Here is a 21,802-nt window from a genome sequence, read left to right as displayed (position 1 = left end):
ATTCATAGAAAACAAAAAAAGAGCTACCGTTGAGAATAACACAACGGTAGCTCTTCGAATTGATTAAATTTTGAATTTAGAAAGCGAATCTTTCAAACCAGTAGAAACGGTTTGAAGTTTGCCTGACAAATCAACAAGATTTTGACTAATATTTAATTGTTCTGTACTTAGAGAAGCTACTTCCTCAGAAGTTGCAGAAGATTGTTGCGCTACTGCACTAACATTATTCATAGAATCACTTAAGATTTCTTGTGATTTATTTAATTCAACAAAAGCATCCGTTACTTGATTCATACTTTGCTTAAATGTTTCCATTTGAGCTTGAACGGTTAAGAATAATTGATTTGCCTCTTTGACAGAGCCAATTTGCTCTTGGAACAATGGATATGCCTCAGATAGTACAGCTACCGTCTCATCAATCTCATCAGTAATTGTACGTGTTATTTGGGCTACAACCTCAATAGAATTTTTAGATTGATCGGCAAGTTGTCTAATTTCATCTGCTACAACCATAAAGCCTTTTCCAGCAGCACCTGCACGGGCAGCTTCAATCGTTGCGTTTAATGACAAAATGTTTGTTTGCTTCGTTACTGCATTCAATACATCAAGAATTTTCACAATTGATGTAGTACTTACTTTCAACGCATTAACTTTATCAACCATCGCACGAGTCATTTGTTCAGTAGTACCTGTCTTATCGATTAAGACGCCCATATAACTAATACCTTGAAGACTGGCATGTTCAACTTCATTGGCAGAAATAGTCATTTGTACGTTGTATTCATTTACTTGCTTCATTTGATCATTTAGCGTATTCGTATGATCTGTACCTTTTTCAGCTTCCATAGCAAGACTTGAAGCTCCACCTGCTATCTCGTCAGTAGCAACTGCAATTTCCTTCGCTGCTATTGAAGTTTTTTCCGAAGCAGCCGTTAATTCCGCAGCAGTTTTCAATACTTCAGCAGCAGAATTCGTTGTTTGTGTAGCTAGAATTGCGATTTGTTCCATCATCTCATTGAAGTTATTGGATAGCAATCCTATTTCATCGTTACGCTTCTTAAGAGATGAACGAACTGTTAAATCTCCCTTGGCACCTTTTTGCATTAATTCTGTTACATAGTTCAGCGGTCTTCCTATCATTCGAATTACAAGAATACCGATTGCTATTGCTATTAATCCAGCAATGATTGAAGTAATAATTGTTATATTTCGTATTGGAGCAGCTTGTTCAATAAGATTCTCAGTTGGTATTGCTGCAACTACTTTCCAATCATTATTACTTGATATATTTTCATATATCGCTAAATATTTTTCGTTATTTGCACCAGTAACCGTTAAACTATCTGAAGTTTTAACTTCTTCTCCTGCTTCTGCTTCTGGAATCTCAATATTAGGCGTTTGACCATACTTTATGACATTAGGTGCCAAAACATAGTCATTTTTACTGTTTAATATGACGATCTCACTACCACTACCCAAATCCACTTTCTTTGCTACTTCAAAGAAACTATCCACATCTAATTCTATTACTAGTATAAAAGACAAGTCTGGATAATTCATATTACGGACTAAACGAGCAAGTCCAACGGATGAGTAAGGTGTAGACTGACTAATACCATCTGCTTGGGGCTCAATCCAATGTATCGAACCATTTTCCACTTCGGTTGCTTTATACCATTCCGTATTTCGATACATTTCTGCAGTTTTTTTGTTACTATTAGTCTCTACAGATTGGCCTGCAGAAATTGGTTCTATTCTGTCGCTAATCGGAATAACTGTTATGTTTTTAATGGTTTGGTTGGTTACCGTAAAGGTAGAAAACTTTTCAGTTATCATTTGAGTCGTTCTAATTTGCTCGTATGTACTTTCTGTTGTTTGTAATGTATTCATATTTTCAAGCAATACACTATCAAACATAAGTTGGAACGAAATATCAGCATAACTTTTCAATACAGTATCTAGACTATTACTAACCTGTTTAATCGTCTGTACACTTGCACTGGACACATTGCTTTCAATTAATCCTTTTGATTTTTGATAAGAGATTGTTCCAACTGTTACAACACAAATAACTATGCTAATAAAAATAAGAACAAATAATTGTATTCCAATACTATTCAATATACCAATTTTCTCTTTACTCTTAACATCTTGCATTTTACTTTTTGCAGACTTCCCTAAAATTTCTAGACTTTTTTTCAAAGAATTAGCTTTTTTGTTAGTATCCTGCTCATTAACAGTACTATCTTTTTTAAGAAAATTCTTCATGCTGACTAGCACCACCTTATTTTTTTATAAAGCATTATTAATTTTTTTTAATACATAACAACTATTTTACCATTTAGAATCTACTAATTCTATACATATATTTGAATTTTGCTAAAGCAGGTAAAAAGTAGTAATAAATATACTTACAATCAACAAAAATAGTATTAATGAACTATTATTTTTAAAAAAACAAAAAACTGTAAAAGATACCGTATTTACGTTATCCTTTACAGTTTTCACTTTAACATTATTCGACCTTAAACTGAGCTAAAGAATCTTTCAGTTTAGTAGAAACTTCATTAAGTTCGGAAGATAATGTTACTAGATTATCACTAATACTTAATTGCTCATTACTTAAACTTGCAACTTCTTCTGAAGTCGCAGAGGACTCCTCTGCAACTGCGCTTACATTCGTCATTGCTTCATTTAAGATACTTTGTGATGCTTCAAGCTTATTAACCGATTGTGTTACATCTTCAAGTCGACTGATAAGATGATTCATCTGTGCTTGTACACTTACAAAAATACTATTCGCTTCTTTGACCGAGTTAATCTGCTCTTGGAACATTGGATATGCTTTAGACAATACATCAACTGTCTCCACAATTTCGGATTGAATTCGATCAGTAATTTGTGCAACGACATCAATGGATTGAGTTGATTGATCCGCAAGCCCACGAATTTCATTAGCTACCACCATAAATCCACGCCCTGCTGTACCAGCTCTCGCAGCCTCAATTGTTGCATTCAATGAAAGTATATTCGTTTGTTTGGTTACTGCATTAAGTACATCTAATATTTGCACAATTGAACGTGTACTGTCTTTCAAAGAATCGACCTTTTCTACCATTTCGCGAGTCATTTCTTCGGTCATTCCAGTCTTCTCTATTAATTCGGCCATATAGGCAGTCCCTTTGCCACTCGCACTTTCCACATCGTATGCAGATTGTACCATTTCTTGATTGGCACTTAGTACTTGTCTCATCTGGTCATTAATCATTATGGTCAGATCATTACCTCGCTCTGCTTCAACAGCGAGACTTGTTGAGCCGTTAGCAATTTCTTCTGTAGCTACAGCGATCTCTTTAGCAGAGATTGCTGTTTTGTTAGATGCATTCGTTAAAGTCTTTGCTGTTACCATTACTGCGTCAGCAGAATTCTTAGTTTGTGTTGCTAACGATGTAATCTGTATCATCATAGTATCAAAGCTTTTGCTTAACTGACCAATTTCATCTTTACGTTTGTTATTTCTTGAACGAACGGTTAAATCTCCTTTAGCACCTTCATTCATAAGATCTCGTAGCTGAACAAGAGGTCTGCTTATCGTTAGTATTACAATTATTGAGATAAGGATCGCTATAATTGCAGCTGCTATTGATACAGAAATCGTCAACTGACGAATAACAACTGCATCTTTTACTAGTTCATTAACAGGAATTTGTCCTGTTAAGTACCAATCTGAAAAACCTAATTTCTTATGTATTAGTAATATTTCTCCTAGACCATCAACTGTTTCACGAGTACTCTTCTCATCTTTTGCAATATCTAAATGGAATGGAGCAACGCTTGCAACAAGCTTAGGATCAGAATTAGTTATATACTCGGAGTTACTATTTACAATTGATATTCCACTTTCAGCACCCAATATCACATTGTTAATTTGTTCTTGTATCCCTTTTGTCGAAACATCTATTAATAAAATATAGTATGCATTGTTTATCGTTGTTTGATTAATAACTCTTGCTGCACCAAAACTAGGAGTGGTTGCCGCATGCGTTAATGCCTCTTGGCGAGATGGTAACCAAACTGTCTTTCCATCTGCATCGATAACTTCTTGAACCCATTGCTCTTTCGCTATCGTTTCTATTTTAGAATTTTGAGAGCTTCCCGCAGTAACAATACTAAGTTTACTATCAAGTGGAATTAGAGTTATACCTGTAATATTATCATTACTAAGAATTACACTTTGTAGCTTTGTTGTTAATACTTTAACCGCTTCAAATTTTGAAAACTCATCCACACTCGAAGCTGCGACCTCTATATTCTTTTGAACATCGCTATCCACTAGAATTTGTAATGTTACATCTTCGTAAGTTTTTATTATATTATCGATGTTAGCTCCAAGCTGATTAACGATTTGTTGACTAGACTCCGATGCTTTACCTTCAATAATGCCTTTAGATTGATTATAAGCTAGAATTCCCATCGTAATAACGCAGGCAAGAATTCCTCCCATAATGTAAAGAAACAACTTAATACCTACAGATTGAAGCGGATTTGTTGTCTGCTTGGAGACAATTTTAGTTTTCCCTTTTTCTTTCTTAATTTCTTCTTCTTTAGCATTTTTCATCTTACTACCCCGCCCTTCAACCTCATTGTAAAAGCGCTTTCATGTAGTGCGATATCTCTTCTAATAATTTTATGTATACTAATTCCTATTATTTTCTATCTGCTATTGATTGTCAATCATTAATATGAAAAAGACCCCCAATTATACAAAATAAAGGGAGTCTTGTCGTATTATCCGTTTTATTAGCGTATCTTTTTACGCATCATGTCCATCGGCTCCACTGGTTTCAACGTACGAATACGAATTTTTTGTAGTGGATGGCGAGCAACATCTAGCTTGTTTCCTTCGAGATCAGTAATTTCAGTAACAGTTTGCTTGAAGAAACGACCTTTTGGCCCAACAAACTCTACTTCTTGACCCACTTTAAAATGGTTGCGTTGTTCAATAATCGCGAACTGTGTTGTAGCATCATAGTCATGGACCACGGCAGCAAAGTCATATGGTGTTACTTTATCTTCAGGAGTGTAAATATGGTCCTCAGCTCCTGGAACATCTAGGAAGAAACCTGTATTAAGCGGACGATTAGCCGCTTTGTGAATTTCCTCTATCCATTCTTGCTTAACCTCATAATTCTCTGGATCAGCCATATAAGCATCAATTGCCAAGCGATAAGCATTAACTACTGTTGCAACATAATGAATACTTTTCATACGTCCTTCAATTTTAAAGCTATCTATTCCGACATCGATAAGATCAGGAATATATTCTAACATCCCTAAGTCTTTCGAACCCATTGTGAAAGGATCTTCTTCTCCTTCATTAACCGGTGCCCCTTCTAGAAATAAATCATATTTCCAGCGGCATGATTGACAGCAACCACCACGATTTGAATCTCGGTCAGTAAAGTGATTAGATAGCACACAACGACCTGAGAACGACGAACACATCGCCCCATGTATAAACGCTTCTATTTCAACATCTACGTTTTTCTTAATTTGTTCTATTTCTTCAAAACTTGTCTCCCTAGCTAACACAACTCGAGGAAGACCTTCATCTTTCCAGAATTGAACGGTTTTCCAGTTCAGTACCGATTGCTGTGTGCTCAAATGAACTTCCATTTTTGGAGCAACACGTTGTGCTGTTTCAACAATAATAGGATCAGCAGCAATGATCGCTGCAATCCCTGCTTCTTCAAGGTTACGTAAATATTGTTCAATGCCCTCTACATCTTCGTTATGAGCATAAATGTTAGTTGCAACAAATACTTTAGCTCCATATCGTGCAGCAAATTCTACGCCTTCCTTCATCTCTTCGAAAGTGAAGTTATCAGCATTAGAACGTAAGCCGTAGGACTGACCTCCAATATATACCGCATCTGCTCCATAATGCACAGCAAATTTCAATTTTTCTAAGTTACCCGCTGGTGCTAATAGCTCTGGTCGCTCTAAGCGATTACGCTCGCCATAATAGCGTCGTTGATGTTTTGTAGTTGTAGTCATGTGATGCACCTCCTAAAACTTTTCAATAAGGTAGTTCAAAAAGCGGGCTTTGATAACGATGATTGGCTTCGTCGTTTATTCGACATCGAATATGAAGCGAACTTGGGAGGTCCGGTACGCGTGTACCAATTACGTACACTTGCGTTTCCTCCCTCCTCAAGTAGCGCCTCATCTTCTCGGTTCTGATAGCCCGCTTTTTGAACTTTTATTTGAAGCGGTAGTTCAGAAAGCGGACTTTGATATCGATGATTGGCTTCGTCGTTTATTCGACATCGAATATGAAGCGAACTTGGTAAGTCCGGGCCGCGTGTACCCATAACGTACACTTGCGCTTCCTCCTTCCTCAAGTAGCACGCCATCTTCTCGGTTCTTAAAGCTCGCTTTTTGAACCTTCATTAATATCAAAAACTTTTAATATACTTGCTCTTTGAAGAAGAAACCGTAACTTAATTCGCGTAATGGATCTTGAATCTCTCTAATAGAATCCATCAATTGCTCATCAAATTCATAATTTTCAGGATCAGCTAAATATTGGTCGATAGCCGTTCGATATGCCTTAACAATCGCAACGTTATATTCCGTAGATTTTAAAATACCTTCAATTTTAAAACTATCTACTTTACAATCTAGTAATTCATGCAAATTTTCTATCATACAAATATCGTCAGAACTCATAATATGAGTTCCATATTCATCTTCAAAAATCGGATATCGTTCATCTGGTCGATCGTCTTCCATTAGATATAAGCCCGCAGCTTTTTGAATATTCGCATGTCTTTCTTGCTCACCATGATATTCAGTATAACTTTGAATAAGAGATCTTTTGGAATGATATATCGCCGTCATACCATGGACCTGAACTTGAATTGGTAGTACACTTTTCTCTTTTGTATCTACTACTTGCTCCATATTCAGTTCGCGCGCCAATACATAACGTGATGTACCACGGCGAGCCCAATACTCAGCTGTCGCATAGTTCGTAGAAGTCATCTCCGCATTCCAATGAAGACTTACAGTAGGTGCGTACTCCTTAGCTGCTACAAGTACAGCTGGATCTCCATAGACGATTGCATCAACTTCATACTCTGCCAATGCCGTTAAATAAGCTGGTAACAATTCTACCGTTGCATTATCAATTAGGTTATTCATTGATACGTACAGCTTACCATTTCTTGCATGCGCTATTGAAACAGCCTCTTTAATCATTTCTAGATCAAATTGGCCTGCTAATCTACTACCAAACTTCGCTTCGCCTACTACTATTGCTGTAGCTCCGGCATCTAACAATTGTGTACATTCATCTAAATTAGCAGCAGTACACAACAATTCTGGATTATAAGACATTGACGCTCACCTCACCAAAGTAAACGGCTCATTACTGAGCCGTCTCCTTACTTTTATCAATATTTCTTAGATGTTGATTATAAGTCTCAGCAAATAAATGTGTCTGTGTTCCATCTTTTTTCGTTACATAATAATAGAATTTATGCTCTTCTGGATATAATGCTGCCTTAATAGATTCTAAACTTGGCGTAGCTATCGGTCCAGGAGGTATTCCATCAATAACATAAGTGTTATAAGGACTATCTAACTTCGTATCTTCTATTGATAATAATTCCTTTTGTTCCCCTAAAGCATATTGAATTGTTGCATCAATTTGTAAACGCATTGGTTCCTTCAAACGATTATAGATAACGCCAGCAACAGTAGCACGTTCACTGTCAACAACGACTTCACGCTCAATTAATGAAGCTATCGTTAATAACTCATGCATGGATAGTCCTAACTTCTCTAACTCTTCCGGCCAATCTTCTGGTAAAGTAGCAAGCTTACGATCCTGCTCTTTCAGCATACGCATAATGATGTCCTCTTCCGTACTACCTTTTACGACTTCGTACGTATCAGGGAAAAGATAACCTTCCAAGCGATTAATTAACTCCGTCGTTTCCTGTGGGACGTTAAGCACATTTTCTGCACCTGACCAACTATGAGACTCCTTCGTTAACGAAATGAACTTATCTTTATCTACAAGTCCTTCAGTTGAAAGCTTGTCCGCCATTTGGGCAATCGTGAATCCTTCTGGAATGGTAAATGTAACCGTTTCTTGTGCAATCACATCACCGGCATTTAATTTTGCAATGACTTCTGCCTTGTCCATACCAGGTGCTAATTCATACTTCCCAGCTTTGAAGTTATCACCTTCGTCTTTCAACACTAGGTAATATCCAAATATAAAACCATTTTTAATGATGCCATTCTCTTCGAGAACCTTTGCTACACTATTAGCAGAACTTCCTTTTGGAATCGTCACTTCAATGGCAGATCCCGATTTTGTCGGTTCAAGTTGACTCCACAAATAGAATAGTCCACTGGCAGCAACAAGCACCATAAAGAAAAGCAATCCGAAAAATACCCAGAATGAAACAACCCACTTCTTGGGTTTAATACGTTTCCTCTTTGGCTGCTTTTTCTTTTCTTCTGTAGACTTTTCTTCTATAGATTTTTCTTCATTTTCCAAGAGCTTAGCACCTCATTATCTATCCGTTCTTCGGACATTATGATTATCTTTGAATGTACTCGTCAAAAAGAGCGGTGATATGCCGCTCTCTTTGTATAAGTATTTTCAATTAAGGTCTCTCATCACTAACAAATTGTAGATCATCATAAGCTTCTGAAATGGCTTCCCATTCCTCTTCATCTACGATGCTCTCTAGTTCAACCTCATCGTTTTGTTTGTACACTCGAAGAAATTCCACTTCGTCTTCAGCCTTCATCGCTTCAGTTTGTAGGACAACATATGTAATGTCTCCCCAAACAAATTCTTGTGTAATAAAGAAAGCTTCAACACTTCCATCATCAGTAACAAGTTCGATTTCTTGACCAAAATGTTCTTTAAGTGTGTCTTGAATGATTGGAGCAGTATTAGGTTGTTGAAAAGCCATTACAATTATTCCTCCAACTCGCCAAGCAATGTATTGAATGTTTCTTCGACAATTGCCCACTCTTCTTCATCATCAATCGTAAATAATTGAAGATCATCGCCTTCTTCTTCATAACGGAAAGCATAGACTTCGTCTTCTTCCTCATTTTCAGAAATAAGAGGAACAACCATCATATATTTTTTATCGGAATCATCTACTTCAAATTTCATAATGACTTCAAATTCTTCCTCGTTGCCATCTTCGTCTGGAATGTAGATAATTTCTGGTTCTTCATAGTTTTGCTCGTTATTAGCCATTTTTACCCTCACCTTTTCATTTAGAATCAAGATAATTTTGCAAAATAAGTGTAGCTGCCATCTTATCTATCACTTGTTTGCGCTTCTTTAGACTGATCTCAGCTTCTTTTAACGTTCGTTCCGCAGCTACTGTGGTCAATCTTTCATCCCAAAGGTGAACAGGTAATCCAAGCTTCTCCCCAATTTGCTGGGCAAATGCCTTACAAATCTCACCGCGTGGACCGATCGTACCGTTCATGTTCTTTGGAAGGCCAACCACGACCTCAGAAACCTCATTTTCAAGTGCAATTTCCACAAGTCTGTCGAGCTCTCCACCGTCTCGTCTTGTCTCAACTACGGTTAGTCCTTGTGCCGTCCATCGAAATGCATCGCTTATTGCAACACCAATGCGACGATCACCATAATCCAAACCCATGACTCTCATATTTGTTCGGCCCCTCAATTACTCTTTCTTATGCAAGAGATAAAAGCGAACTAACTCTTCAATAAGCTCATCACGCTCTTTCTTGCCGATCATACTTCTAGCATTATTATGACGCGGGATGTAAGCGGGGTCTCCTGACAACAAATAGCCGACGATCTGGTTAATCGGATTATAGTCTTTCTCAAGTAAGGCATCATAAACCTTAAGCAGAACATCTTCTGAGGAATCATCACCCTCAATTTTCACGTTAAACTTCATCGTCTGATCCATTGAACTCATCAGCAACACCCCCTAATACGTATGCCATACGGTATGGCTTAGTTCTACTATATCACATTTGCTTGACTAACAACTAGTTCCTGTGCAAGTTTCAATGCATCATCAAGTTTTTCTACTTCTTTACCGCCAGCTTGCGCCATGTCTGGACGACCTCCGCCGTTACCACCACATAGCTGAGCTGCTTCTTTAATAATTTTACCAGCATGGAATCCTTTTTTCACAAGATCTTGCGAAACTGCTGCTGCCAAATTAACTTTATCATCTGCTGCTGCACCTAGAACGATGACACTTGTAGGAAGTTTTGTTTTCAACTCATCTACAATACTACGTAAAGCTTCCATATTGGATGCATTTACTTTTGCAGTTAGAATAGAAACCTCTCCTACTTTAACAACGGCATCTAGTAATGAACCAGCTTCGATATGACTTAATTTGTTTTGTAGTGATTCATTATCACGCATTAATTCTTTCACTTGACCGTTCAAAGCATCAATACGTTTAGGTACATCTGCTACGTTAGTTTTCAATTGTGTTGCTGCTTGTTTCAATAAATCAAGTTGAGATTCATAGTAAAGATAAGCTTGTTTTCCCGTTACGGCTTCAATACGACGTACACCAGAACCAATACCACTTTCGCTTAATAATTTGAACAATCCGATTTCAGAAGTGTTGTTAACATGACAACCACCGCAAAGTTCAATTGAGTATTGGCCGACTTGTACGACACGCACAACATCCCCATATTTCTCACCGAACAATGCCATAGCACCCATTGCTTTCGCTTCATCAATTTTCTTTTGCTGGATAACTACTGGAGTACCAAGCCAAATTTGCTCATTTACTCTTCTTTCAATATCTACGAGCTCTTCAGCTGTAATAGAACCGAAATGAGAGAAGTCAAAGCGCAAACGTTCACCTTCTACTAAAGAACCTGCTTGATTAACATGATCACCTAGTACTTCTTTCAAAGCTTTGTGTAGTAAATGTGTAGCCGTATGGTTTTTGACAACATCTTCACGAACAGTTTTGTTCACTTGTGCTGTTACTTCCGCATTAACTTTCGCTACACCTTCTACGACTACTGCATGATGAAGTGTTTGACCGTGAGGTGCTTTTGTAACGTTTTCGACTTCGATTACAAAACCTTCGCCAGTAATTGTACCTCTATCACCAATTTGACCACCGCTCTCTGCATAGAATGGAGTCGTATCAAGTAATAGTAATACTTGTGTACCAGCACCCGCTTCTTCAAGCAGTTGATCTTCTGTTACAAGTGCTGTAATAGTGGATTTTACTACCAATTCAGTATAGCCAACAAATTGACTTTTAATCGTAAGATCAGCAAGCGGACCACCTTGAACTTTCATTGATCCTGTATCTTGACGTGCAGAACGAGCACGTTCACGTTGTGCTTCCATTGCAGCATCGAAACCTTCACGATCTACAGTCATTCCTTGCTCCATAGCAAAATCTTCTGTTAAGTCAAATGGGAAACCATACGTGTCATACAATTTGAAAGCATCATCACCATTAATGACAGTGATGTTACTTGCTATTGCTTGATCAACGAGATTAGATAGCAATACTAGACCGTCAGATAATGTCTCATGGAAACGCTCTTCCTCTGTACGAATCACTTTTTCAATAAATTCACGTTTTTCCACTACTTCTGGGTAATAAACGCCCATTACATCACCAACGATGCCAGTAAGACCATATAGGAATGGCTTGTCTACACCTAGTGCTTTACCGTAACGTACAGCACGACGAAGCAAACGGCGGATGATGTAACCACGGCCTTCATTAGAAGGCATAACACCATCACCTACTGCAAATACAACAGTACGAACATGGTCAGCGATAACTTTCAATGCAACATCTTGATCTTCTGACACTTTGTAAGTCACACCTGCAATTTCACATGTGCGATTAATGATTGGCATAAATAGATCTGTATCAAAGTTTGATTCTGCATCTTGTAGAATTGATGTAATACGTTCTAGACCAGCACCAGTATCGATGTTTTTATTCGGAAGAGGTGTGTAGCTACCGTCTTTATTATGATTGAATTGTGAGAATACAAGATTCCATACTTCTAAGAAACGCTCGTTCTCTCCACCTGGCCAACATTCTGGATCATTAATATCTCCGTATTTGTCGCCACGATCATAGAATATTTCTGTACATGGACCACAAGGACCTTCACCGATGTCCCAGAAGTTTTCTTCTAACTTATAAATGCGCTCTGCTGGCAATCCGATTTTCTCGTTCCAGTAACGATACGCTTCCTCATCCTCTGGATATACCGTAACAGAAAGACGCTCAGGATCGAATCCAATCCACTTCTTATCCGTTAAGAACTCCCATGCCCAAGTAATAACTTCTTCTTTGAAATAATCGCCAATCGAGAAGTTACCAAGCATTTCGAAAAATGTATGGTGACGACGAGTTTTACCAACGTTCTCAATATCATTAGTACGAATACATTTTTGAGAGTTAGTAATACGTGGATTTGCTGGAATCTCACGACCATCGAAATATGATTTCAATGGAGCCATACCTGCATTAATCCATAATAGAGATGGATCGTTATGTGGAACTAGAGAAGCACTTGGTTCAACAGCATGTCCTTTACTTTCAAAAAAAGCTAACCATTTAGCGCGAATTTCACTTGCTTTCATTTTATGGCCTCCCAAAACTTTTCATATTTTACTCGACATACTTCTCTGCAATGAAAAGTTACATCGAAAGCTTAACCTATTTTTCGTAACTGAAAGTTAATACGACTATGTAACGAAAAATTGCAACGTAAGCATAATCTAACTTTTCATATTTTACTCGACATACTTCTCTATAATGAAAAGTTACATCGAAAGCTTAACCTATGTTTCTCAACACACTGTAAATTACATCCAATTTTTTTGTAAATGAAAACAAAAAAAGTCCCTGTTAGAACAGGGACGAATGTTATTTCGCGGTACCACCCTGGTTATTGTGAGATTAGCATCACAATCGCCTTCAAGGACGATAACGGGTCCACCCGATGAGCTTCACTCACACTCAGAAAATAGCTTTCTGTTATCCTTCATTAGAAGCGTTCTTCCAACCAATTCATTACGAATAGGAACGCTATCTCTGGCCAATGGGCTATAACATACTTGTTTTCGTCGTAGATTTGTTGATTTTGCTTGTTAATAAGTAAGCTTTTTGAACGACTCTTCTAATGAAGGTTCAAAAAGCGGTTCTTCTCTGTACAAATTATAGCTAGTGGCTATACCCCTGTCAAATAATCTTTCTTCGAACATAGTAAGCAAACATATGTTGTACAATCACTTTACATGTAGCAAATATCGGTACAGCCAGAATCATTCCAATAATCCCTGCAACTTGACCACCTACAATGAGTGCAAAGATAATCAATAGCGGATGTAAATGTAATGTTCGCCCTACCACCTGTGGAGATATAATATTCCCCTCAAGGATTTGACAGATTGTATTAACGATAACAACTAGCAACATCATTTTCACAGAAACTGTTGATGCCATCAATAAGGCTGGTGCAGCTCCAATAAAAGGTCCGACATAAGGAATGACATTGGTTACTGCAACAATGCTCGCTAGTAATAATGCATATGGCATACCCACTAATAAGTAACCAACATATGCTAATGTTCCTACGATAACACAAACTAATAGTTGTCCTCGTATGTAACTGCCTAGCGCATCGTCAATATCCTTTAATAATCTTACAGTATTTTTACGATGAGACTTAGGTACATACTTAATTACCGCACGTTCAAACACATCAAAGTCCTTCAAAATATAAAACGCCAGAAAAGGCACAACAAAAACTACAAATAATGTTCCAACCATCTCACCAATATTATTAACAAAAGCAAGTAATGTTTCCGAGACACGACGCTCCATTAACACTAAAGATTTGTTGACACCTTCGCGTAAACTTTCTGGTAGCAGTGCATTATTATTAAAATCTGTCACTAAACCTTGAGCTCGCATGGAGAGTTCGGGTAAATGTTTGTTCAATTCCTGCATTTGATCGATAAACATAGGAATAAAATTTATTATGATTACCGTTAGTATTGTACAAAATACAGCATAAATTAATAATACCGCCATCGTTCGGGGAACTTTCCGCTCATGTAGCATTGTGACAATAGGATTAAGTATGTAAGAAATAATCATTGCAACGACAAAAGGTCCGAGAACAGCTTTTAAGAATGAAAAAATGGTCGCAAGAATCGGCTTTAGCAATAGCATAAAATAAATAACGACTAAAAGTAATATCGCATAAATTAAGATGACAAAAAATCTATTTTTTGTAAATCGCTCCATTCGACACACCACCTTCATTCAAACTATTCTTTGCCATTATATGTACAAGTATTCCTATTCAGCACAAAAAACAACAACTCTTGAGATTAAGTGTTGTTGTAATGAATCTCCTATATAACTTCGTACAAAAAAGAAGGTCATGCAGCGAATAAGAGAATGACCGTTTCACGGGTCGTTATTCTAAGCTACAGACCTTCTATAGTTGATACATGCACATATGTAACAGCATGTTAATTTAAGTGTATTTCAGGTTGTTCTGCTGATTGATCTTCAAAAAACAAATCATCCAAAGAACTTAATGTGCCATCTTCTTCAACTTGATACACTGACATTTTATCACCGTTGACAGCTAATTCAATATAGCATCCCCAGCAATAGAATTGGTGTGATCCGATTTTACCTATATCTTTCGAGTTACAGTTCGGACATCTCATAAATACTACTCCCTATCCTCTGACATTGGAAGCTGCGACTGGCTCCAATTCTGATTCACTAACAGCAGGAACGATTATCGCATCTTTACCAAGTAATACTTCATTAAGATCACTTGGTGTTCTGAGCCATCTTCGTCCTTCAATTAGATCCGAAACAAAACCATCTGTAAGCTCATAACCTACTATCTGTGTATCCTGAAATGGGTAAAAATATACATCGGACACTCGACCAAGTTGCGAACCCGTCACCGTTATGACAGGCATGTCCTTCAATTGGACATCTCCCATACAATAAGCTCGCTGTAGTAACTGTTTCTTACCTGTTACAACTTGTGACTCATCCGCGATAAAAACCGCATCTTCTCCACAAGTTAACACCGCGCTCCATTGTACTGTACGCACCTTAACAGCAAACCATTTTGCATATTCAAGCACTAGACCTTTCAACTTCCAATGCTCATCAAACCATGCATCCTTAACGACACCAACTTTTTTACCATTGTTGATCGTTAAGACAGGTAGTCCAATTAATTGCTGAAGCCTGATCATATTATGAGCTGCCTCCTAAAACTTTTCAAATTACTCTTAACAATATGAAAAGTTGCCTCGGTAGCATATTCTTAAGAGTTGATTCGTTTTACGATACTAGCAACTATTGTTGCAGCCTCTTCGATTTCCTCTATAGTATTGCCCATTCCAAAGCTAAATCTTACAGCACTATTTAATCGATCAGCACTTAGCCCCATTGCTTTCAACACATGTGAACGTTCTAACGATCCAGAAGTACAAGCCGAACCGCTTGAAACTGCAATTCCTGCCATATCCAAATTCATTAACATGCTTTCGGTATCAACACCAACAAAGCTTATGTTTACGATATGAGATAATCCATGATCAAGATCACTATTCACGATGATCGGATACTGTTCTAATTCTTGTTGTAACAGCTCTACCCATCTATTACGAAGATCCGTCACAAAAGGTTGCCATTTTTCGCGCTTGTTCACACAAATGTCAAGAGCTGTTGCAAAACCAACTATTCCGGCAAGATTTTCTGTTCCAGCTCTACGTTTTCGTTCTTGAGAGCCCCCCTGTTGTAACGCTTCAATAGGAGTTCCTGTCGCTATATATAAACCACCAATGCCTTGAGGACCATTTATTTTATGGGAGGAGAAACTCATGAGATCAATCGGTAATTGTTGAAGAGAATACGGGACACGTCCGAGTGTTTGAACAGCATCAACATGAAAAAGCGCACCTACTTGATGAACAAGTTCACCTATTTGCTCAATAGGCTGAATTGTGCCTACTTCGTTATTGCCATGCATAATGCTTACTAATGCAGTCTGTTCACTTAAAGCATCTTTTAGCTCAGTTAGATTCACATAACCTTGCTGGTCAACAGATATTATTGTTAAATCGAATCCTTCATGTTTAGCAAGCCATTCCATGGAATGTATTACAGCATGATGTTCAATAGCAGAAGTAATAAGATGTTTTCTACCCTTCAAAGCTTGTGCTCTTGCAGCGCCAATAATAGCCAAATTATCACTTTCAGTTCCGCCTGAAGTGAAAGTGAATTCATTCGATTTGCATCCAAGAATCGAAGCTATTTTGTCTCGGGATTGATTAAGGCTATGTTTAGCGTTTCTCCCAAAACGATGAATGCTTGAAGCATTTCCGGGACCTTGTTGCATTGTTGCAATCATTGCAGCAATAACATCTGGATCTAACGGAGTTGTTGCTGCATGATCAAAGTAATATGACTTCATATGCTTCCTTCACTCCTAAACTTTTTGTAGCTTCATGTAACATCTTTATCTATACACAAAAAGTCACTTCGAAAGCATACACTTATTAAATGTAGAACATATAGCTTTCGCTATTCTCTTTGTCCGGTTCTTCTGAATAATTAATTAGATGTTCCAATGTTGTAGAATCCATAACGTTTGCAATGCTGTCACGGATACGTAACCATAGATTGCGTTTTGCGGGATCATCTTCTTCAGTGAAGTCAACTGGAGATATCGGACCTTCAAGAACCCGAATAATGTCTCCCGTCGTAATATCTGAAGGTTCTTTGGATAACACATAACCGCCATAAGCCCCACGAATACTTTTTACGTAACCTGCATTACGCAAAGGTGCAATTAGTTGCTCTAAATAATGTTCTGATAAATTATTTTTCTCTGCGATACTTTTCAAGGAGATAGGTCCTTCTCCAAACTTCATAGCTAATTCCATCATTATCGTTAATCCATAGCGACCTTTAGTAGAAATTTTCATATTTCATTACACCTCATTTAATTCATTGTATTCCAATTATTCTTATATGGTATCATAACTATCTACAATCGTCTCCATTTTCACAATAGTTATTCATGAAAAAGTTTATTGAATATGTTACAATATGAAATGCTTGAATGAACAAGGTGGTGTAATTATGTCAAATCCTAATCAAAACACTAGAGTCGTTATCGGTATGTCAGGCGGCGTTGACTCTTCTGTTGCTGCATTATTATTGAAAGAGCAAGGCTATGAAGTAATCGGTATTTTCATGAAAAACTGGGATGATACAGATGAATTTGGACATTGTACAGCTGAAGAAGATGCTGAAGATGTTCGTCGTGTTTGCGACCAGATCGGCATTCCATATTATACAGTAAATTTTGAGAAACAATATTTCGATAAAGTTTTCTCATATTTCTTAGATGAATACAAACGCGGAAGAACGCCGAATCCTGATGTGATGTGTAATCGCGAAATCAAATTTGGTGATTTCTTGAAAAAGGCTGAAGAACTGAATGCAGATTTTCTTGCTACTGGTCATTATGCCCAAGTTGTACGAGATGCAAATGGTGTAACAAAGTTACTGCGTGGTATTGATTCCAATAAGGATCAAACTTACTTCCTAAATGCACTTAATCAAGAGCAACTTGCCAAAGCTATGTTTCCGATTGGTCATCTGCCAAAGCCTGAAGTTCGTAAAATCGCTGAAGCTGCAGGACTTTATACTGCAAAGAAAAAAGATAGTACTGGCGTTTGCTTCATCGGCGAACGTAATTTCAAACAATTTTTAAGTCAATACTTGCCTGCCAAACCTGGTGATATGATTGATATTTTGACTGGCGAGAAAAAAGGTCGTCACGATGGATTAATGTATTACACGTTAGGTCAACGACAAGGACTTGGTATTGGTGGAAATGGTAATGGCGAGCCATGGTTCGTTGCTGAAAAAGACTTAGAAAAAAATGTATTGTATGTCGTTCAAGGTGATACTCATCAAAGTTTATATTCCGAAAGCTTGTTAGCTACCAATATGAACTGGATTGTTGAAGATGGACAGCCGGAGACATTTGAATGTACTGCCAAATTCCGTTATCGTCAACCTGATCAACAAGTAACGGTGCAAAAGATGCCTAACGGTGAAGCTAAAATTACGTTTGCAAAGAATCAAAAAGCAATAACACCTGGACAAGCTGTTGTATTGTATGACGGCGATGTATGTCTTGGTGGCGGTACGATTGATAAAGTAAACAAGATTTAACTTAACAAATTAATACTTTATTCGTTCGAAAACACATTAAAGAAGCCTGTTTGAAGCTGAGAGTTTTATCTCATTCAAACGGGCTTCTTTCACATCCACGCTAAAGCTACATCTCCTCTTGATCCAACTATATTCATTATCATGACACGCTTACCGCGATATTCCTTCGCAATTTATAGTTGCTTGAATCCTTTTCACGCTAATAGATGTAATTCTAAGCTGGTCCATTTGTTCAATTGTAAAAATGTATTTTTCATCATCTCTTTTGTATACTACTGATTGACCGATATGTGGAGGAAATTGAATGTTCGCATACATGTAACCTCCGATCGAATCCATATCGTCTACTTCAAGTCCAATATTAAAATAACCGTTAACTTCTTCAACTAGTAACATTGCACTGAGCATATAATGATCCTGTTGGATTCGTACTATTTCATGCTCATCTTCATCAAATTCATCTTGTATATCACCAACAATTTCTTCCAATATATCTTCAAGTGTTGCCATACCCGAAGTTCCACCATATTCATCAATTAACAAAGCAATTTGAGTTTTTTTCTTTTGCATCATTGCTAATAAAGTAGAAATAGCAATCGTATCTGAAACTGTAATGATCGGTCTAATCCATTGCTGCCATTGATATTCCGTTGTTTTATGATCATATTTTGCAAGCAGATCCTTAATATGCACAAATCCGATAATGTCATCTTTATCTTGATTAACAATGGGATATCTAGTTCTCATATGAGTAATCGCTGTTTCTATATTAACTGATAATGACTTGTTCCACTCTAAACAAATCATATCCAGTCTTGGAGTCATCACCTCTCGAGCTGTTTTTTCACCAAAGTCGTATTTTGAGTTTCCTCCCATATTAGAAACATTCACGATATTAACATTATCCTCAAAGTTTGGATCAATAAACGTTAAGATATTTGAGCTATCTTCTGCATTAAGTTTCTTTTTTGGAAGCCACTTCCTATGAAGCATGTACAGCAGTAATACGACTAATACACTGCCTGCCATTGTTCCAATCCAGATCGCTGAACTGCTTTGTAATGAAGTCCCACTTGCCTCCAACTCTCTTACAATTAACAGTTGTAACTGAAGAAGGAGCATTCCTAGCCAAATAAGACAAAATATTGGCAAGTACTTGACGCTCCAAAAACTGACAATTGGTATAATGCGTGAAGCTACTTTTTCCGTTACATTCTCATTCTTTTTCTTTTCTTTCCATTCAGTAATCCAATTGTTATTAATGAATAAGCAACTACTATAAACAATGAAAAGTATACTCATTAGAAAAATCGTCCATCCTATTGACGCGGGATCCTCCAAGTAAGTTTATGCCATCTGGTAAAAATCAGATGACATACACCTCCCTTCATTATTTTCTAGAAGCTAACTTTCATGATAGATATTGCATATATATTCGCATGTAGCAAGTTTTTATTACTTCTTACTGAAAAATGATAAAGATTACTAGATTAGTACATTTTCTAACTTTTCTTAGTTACTTTATTATTTAATGTTCATAACTTGTTCTTACTCTTGAACGTCAATGCATAACTTTTCAGCTGTTCATTTGATATAATGCATATGAAATGTTTATTTTCATCTGCTTTCGATGCTACTTTTTATTACGAAGCAGCATTTAGAGTATATAAAAAGTTTTTTGTTTTGGCTTTCGATGCTACTTTTTATTACAAAGTAGCATTTCGAGAAGTATATAAAAAGTTTTAGGAGGATTTTATTTTGAAGAAGACTATTTGGTTACTATGTTTATTGCTACTATTGGTTCCAACGCAAGTATTTGCGCACTCTAAGGTGACTGAATCATCACCAGCAGCTGATGCAACAGTTGATTCAGCTCCAGAAAAAATTACGATTGCATTTAATACAACCATCGCAACAATGAGTACATTTAAACTGTTAAATGAAAACAACGAAGAACAAGTTGTTAATAATATTAGCGTTAACGAACATGAATTAACTGGTGATGTTACTGCTCCATTATCAAATGGAGTATACAAGGTGCAATACAACATCATTGGTGCGGATGGTCATGCCATTGATGGTAGCTATTCATTTACGGTAGCAGCTTCTGAAGCAACGCCGACTCCAACTGAAGAAGTTAATACTACACCTGAAGTAACTGTTGAACCAACAGTAGAACCTACGGTAGAACCGACAGCGACTCCTAGCGTGGACACAGAACAAAATTCAGATACAAAATCAGATACAAACAAAGTATGGCCGTTCATTATTATTGCAGTAATTATCGTTGCAGCGGTTGCGTTCGCAATGAAAAAACGCAAATAATATGGCATATATTTCCGAGAGTGTATTATATATTTGCTTCTCGTTAGTTATAGGCTACTTTATATTACAGTTAGTTCCTGCAGCTCATAAGCCAACCATTGTATTTTCTCAATGGTTGGTATTATTGTGCGTGATCATTATTCCAGTTATGTCATATGTACCTTTGCATTTAATTGTGCTGGAATATGCGGATGCATTTCAATTAGGTTATATCCCTATGATTCGTAGCATTCTACTCGACCTACCAGTTGGTGAAGCATGGTTATGGACACTATTAGGTTCGATTGGACTTGCGATCATGGTTGGTATTCCAGCCTTCGCTAAAGATAGACATATGCCGAAAGTCGGCCTTTTACTTACATTATTACTTTCAGTCTGGTTCGGATTTGCTAGTCATGCATCTTCATTAAGCTCATTCCGCGGACTTGTCGTACATACTGGTCATTTTACATCTGTTACTGTTTGGTTGGGTATTTTATTTATCGTAAGTTGGTTCGCTACCGATTATAGTCAGTGGGCGAAGTTTCTTAAGTGGTTTTCACCGCTTGCTATTGTCTGTGTACTCATGTCATTAATTGCTGGTATAACCTTGATGACTTTTACTACAGAACAATATAACAATGGATTAATGCTCAATTATGGTCAGTACATGTTAATTAAGCACATCGCTATATTACCGTTACTGTGGCTGGCTTTCAGCAATGGTTATCTTTATCCACGAAGAATGAAAGAAGAACAACTTTCACCAAAAGGATATCTAAGAGCTGAAAGTATATTGGCACTAGTTGTTCTTATTGTTACAGCTATTATGGGACAACAAGCGCCTCCACATAATGTACTTGAAACACTTCAGACAGAATCTCCTTCTAAACTATTTTCATTACTATTTCAAGGCTCATTCAGCCCCGATATTCAGCTTACGTGGCAGTTCAATCTCAATAGTGTAATGTTATGGATTGCTGCACTATTGATGCTTTATGTGTCATATATCGCCTTTAAACAGCGTAAAATTTGGATTATGGTCATTGTATGCTTGTTATTCATCATTCTTGGTTATCTTGGTTATATGTTCGGAATTATTGCAATTTAGCTTATATACAAAGGGCATCCCCTCGTCATACTACAATAACGAGGGGATGCCCTTT

The 21,802-nt window shown here is 37.2% G+C and carries 19 protein-coding genes; 3 read left to right on the top strand and 16 right to left on the bottom strand.

The window, feature by feature from the left end; all coding sequences use genetic code 11:
- Positions 1 to 63: 63 nt before the first annotated feature.
- From NAG76_14055 to NAG76_13985, 15 genes are all read right to left on the bottom strand, one after another.
- Positions 64 to 2,268, bottom strand: a complete 2,205-nt coding sequence (locus tag NAG76_14055; protein ID URN92964.1) for a methyl-accepting chemotaxis protein — start codon at positions 2,266 to 2,268, stop codon at positions 64 to 66.
- Positions 2,269 to 2,515: 247 nt separating this feature from the next.
- Positions 2,516 to 4,618 (bottom strand): methyl-accepting chemotaxis protein, encoded by a 2,103-nt coding sequence (locus tag NAG76_14050; GenBank protein ID URN92963.1) that lies wholly within the window; start codon positions 4,616 to 4,618, stop codon positions 2,516 to 2,518.
- A gap of 182 nt (positions 4,619 to 4,800) precedes the next feature.
- Complete coding sequence (locus tag NAG76_14045; GenBank protein URN92962.1) at positions 4,801 to 6,057, bottom strand: U32 family peptidase; 1,257 nt, start codon at positions 6,055 to 6,057, stop codon at positions 4,801 to 4,803.
- 411 nt (positions 6,058 to 6,468) lie between these two features.
- On the bottom strand, positions 6,469 to 7,401 hold the full coding sequence (locus NAG76_14040; GenBank protein URN92961.1) for a U32 family peptidase: 933 nt from the start codon (positions 7,399 to 7,401) through the stop codon (positions 6,469 to 6,471).
- A 31-nt stretch (positions 7,402 to 7,432) separates the two neighbouring features.
- Complete coding sequence (mltG, locus tag NAG76_14035; protein URN92960.1) at positions 7,433 to 8,575, bottom strand: endolytic transglycosylase MltG; 1,143 nt, start codon at positions 8,573 to 8,575, stop codon at positions 7,433 to 7,435.
- A gap of 109 nt (positions 8,576 to 8,684) precedes the next feature.
- Positions 8,685 to 8,999, bottom strand: coding sequence for a DUF1292 domain-containing protein (locus tag NAG76_14030; GenBank protein URN92959.1), 315 nt, complete (start codon positions 8,997 to 8,999; stop codon positions 8,685 to 8,687).
- Positions 9,000 to 9,004: 5 nt separating this feature from the next.
- Positions 9,005 to 9,295 carry a DUF1292 domain-containing protein gene (locus NAG76_14025; GenBank protein URN92958.1) on the bottom strand — a complete coding sequence of 97 codons (291 nt, stop codon included), beginning with the start codon at positions 9,293 to 9,295 and terminating at the stop codon, positions 9,005 to 9,007.
- 16 nt (positions 9,296 to 9,311) lie between these two features.
- On the bottom strand, positions 9,312 to 9,719 hold the full coding sequence (gene ruvX, locus NAG76_14020; GenBank protein ID URN92957.1) for a Holliday junction resolvase RuvX: 408 nt from the start codon (positions 9,717 to 9,719) through the stop codon (positions 9,312 to 9,314).
- Positions 9,720 to 9,737: 18 nt separating this feature from the next.
- Entirely contained in the window at positions 9,738 to 9,998 is a 261-nt protein-coding gene (locus NAG76_14015) for an IreB family regulatory phosphoprotein (protein ID URN92956.1), read from the bottom strand.
- Between the two features lie 47 nt (positions 9,999 to 10,045).
- Positions 10,046 to 12,679, bottom strand: a complete 2,634-nt coding sequence (alaS, locus tag NAG76_14010; protein ID URN92955.1) for an alanine--tRNA ligase — start codon at positions 12,677 to 12,679, stop codon at positions 10,046 to 10,048.
- A 601-nt stretch (positions 12,680 to 13,280) separates the two neighbouring features.
- A complete protein-coding gene (locus NAG76_14005; GenBank protein URN92954.1) occupies positions 13,281 to 14,351 on the bottom strand; it encodes an AI-2E family transporter in 1,071 nt (356 codons plus the stop codon).
- A 230-nt stretch (positions 14,352 to 14,581) separates the two neighbouring features.
- The gene (locus NAG76_14000) at positions 14,582 to 14,785 is read right to left on the bottom strand and encodes a hypothetical protein (protein URN92953.1); all 204 of its coding nucleotides are present in this window, start codon (positions 14,783 to 14,785) and stop codon (positions 14,582 to 14,584) included.
- Positions 14,786 to 14,797: 12 nt separating this feature from the next.
- Positions 14,798 to 15,334 carry a PRC-barrel domain-containing protein gene (locus NAG76_13995; GenBank protein ID URN92952.1) on the bottom strand — a complete coding sequence of 179 codons (537 nt, stop codon included), beginning with the start codon at positions 15,332 to 15,334 and terminating at the stop codon, positions 14,798 to 14,800.
- A gap of 71 nt (positions 15,335 to 15,405) precedes the next feature.
- Entirely contained in the window at positions 15,406 to 16,557 is a 1,152-nt protein-coding gene (locus NAG76_13990; protein URN92951.1) for a cysteine desulfurase, read from the bottom strand.
- A gap of 85 nt (positions 16,558 to 16,642) precedes the next feature.
- Positions 16,643 to 17,071: an Rrf2 family transcriptional regulator gene (locus NAG76_13985; protein ID URN92950.1), complete on the bottom strand. Its 429-nt coding sequence runs from the start codon at positions 17,069 to 17,071 to the stop codon at positions 16,643 to 16,645.
- Between the two features lie 157 nt (positions 17,072 to 17,228).
- Between NAG76_13985 and mnmA the strand changes: the two genes are divergently transcribed.
- Complete coding sequence (gene mnmA, locus NAG76_13980) at positions 17,229 to 18,332, top strand: tRNA 2-thiouridine(34) synthase MnmA (protein URN92949.1); 1,104 nt, start codon at positions 17,229 to 17,231, stop codon at positions 18,330 to 18,332.
- A 150-nt stretch (positions 18,333 to 18,482) separates the two neighbouring features.
- Here mnmA and NAG76_13975 read toward each other — a convergent pair whose 3' ends face one another.
- The gene (locus NAG76_13975) at positions 18,483 to 19,634 is read right to left on the bottom strand and encodes a hemolysin family protein (GenBank protein ID URN92948.1); all 1,152 of its coding nucleotides are present in this window, start codon (positions 19,632 to 19,634) and stop codon (positions 18,483 to 18,485) included.
- Between the two features lie 456 nt (positions 19,635 to 20,090).
- On the opposite strand from NAG76_13975, the gene NAG76_13970 reads away from it, so the two are divergent.
- A complete protein-coding gene (locus NAG76_13970; GenBank protein URN92947.1) occupies positions 20,091 to 20,657 on the top strand; it encodes a copper resistance protein CopC in 567 nt (188 codons plus the stop codon).
- A 1-nt stretch (position 20,658) separates the two neighbouring features.
- The gene (locus NAG76_13965) at positions 20,659 to 21,747 is read left to right on the top strand and encodes a CopD family protein (GenBank protein URN92946.1); all 1,089 of its coding nucleotides are present in this window, start codon (positions 20,659 to 20,661) and stop codon (positions 21,745 to 21,747) included.
- Positions 21,748 to 21,802 lie beyond the last annotated feature (55 nt).

Origin of the sequence: Candidatus Pristimantibacillus lignocellulolyticus, assembly GCA_023639215.1 — a bacterium.
GTDB classification, from domain to species: domain Bacteria; phylum Bacillota; class Bacilli; order Paenibacillales; family Paenibacillaceae; genus Pristimantibacillus; species Pristimantibacillus lignocellulolyticus.
This window is presented reverse-complemented; position numbering and strand designations above follow the sequence as displayed.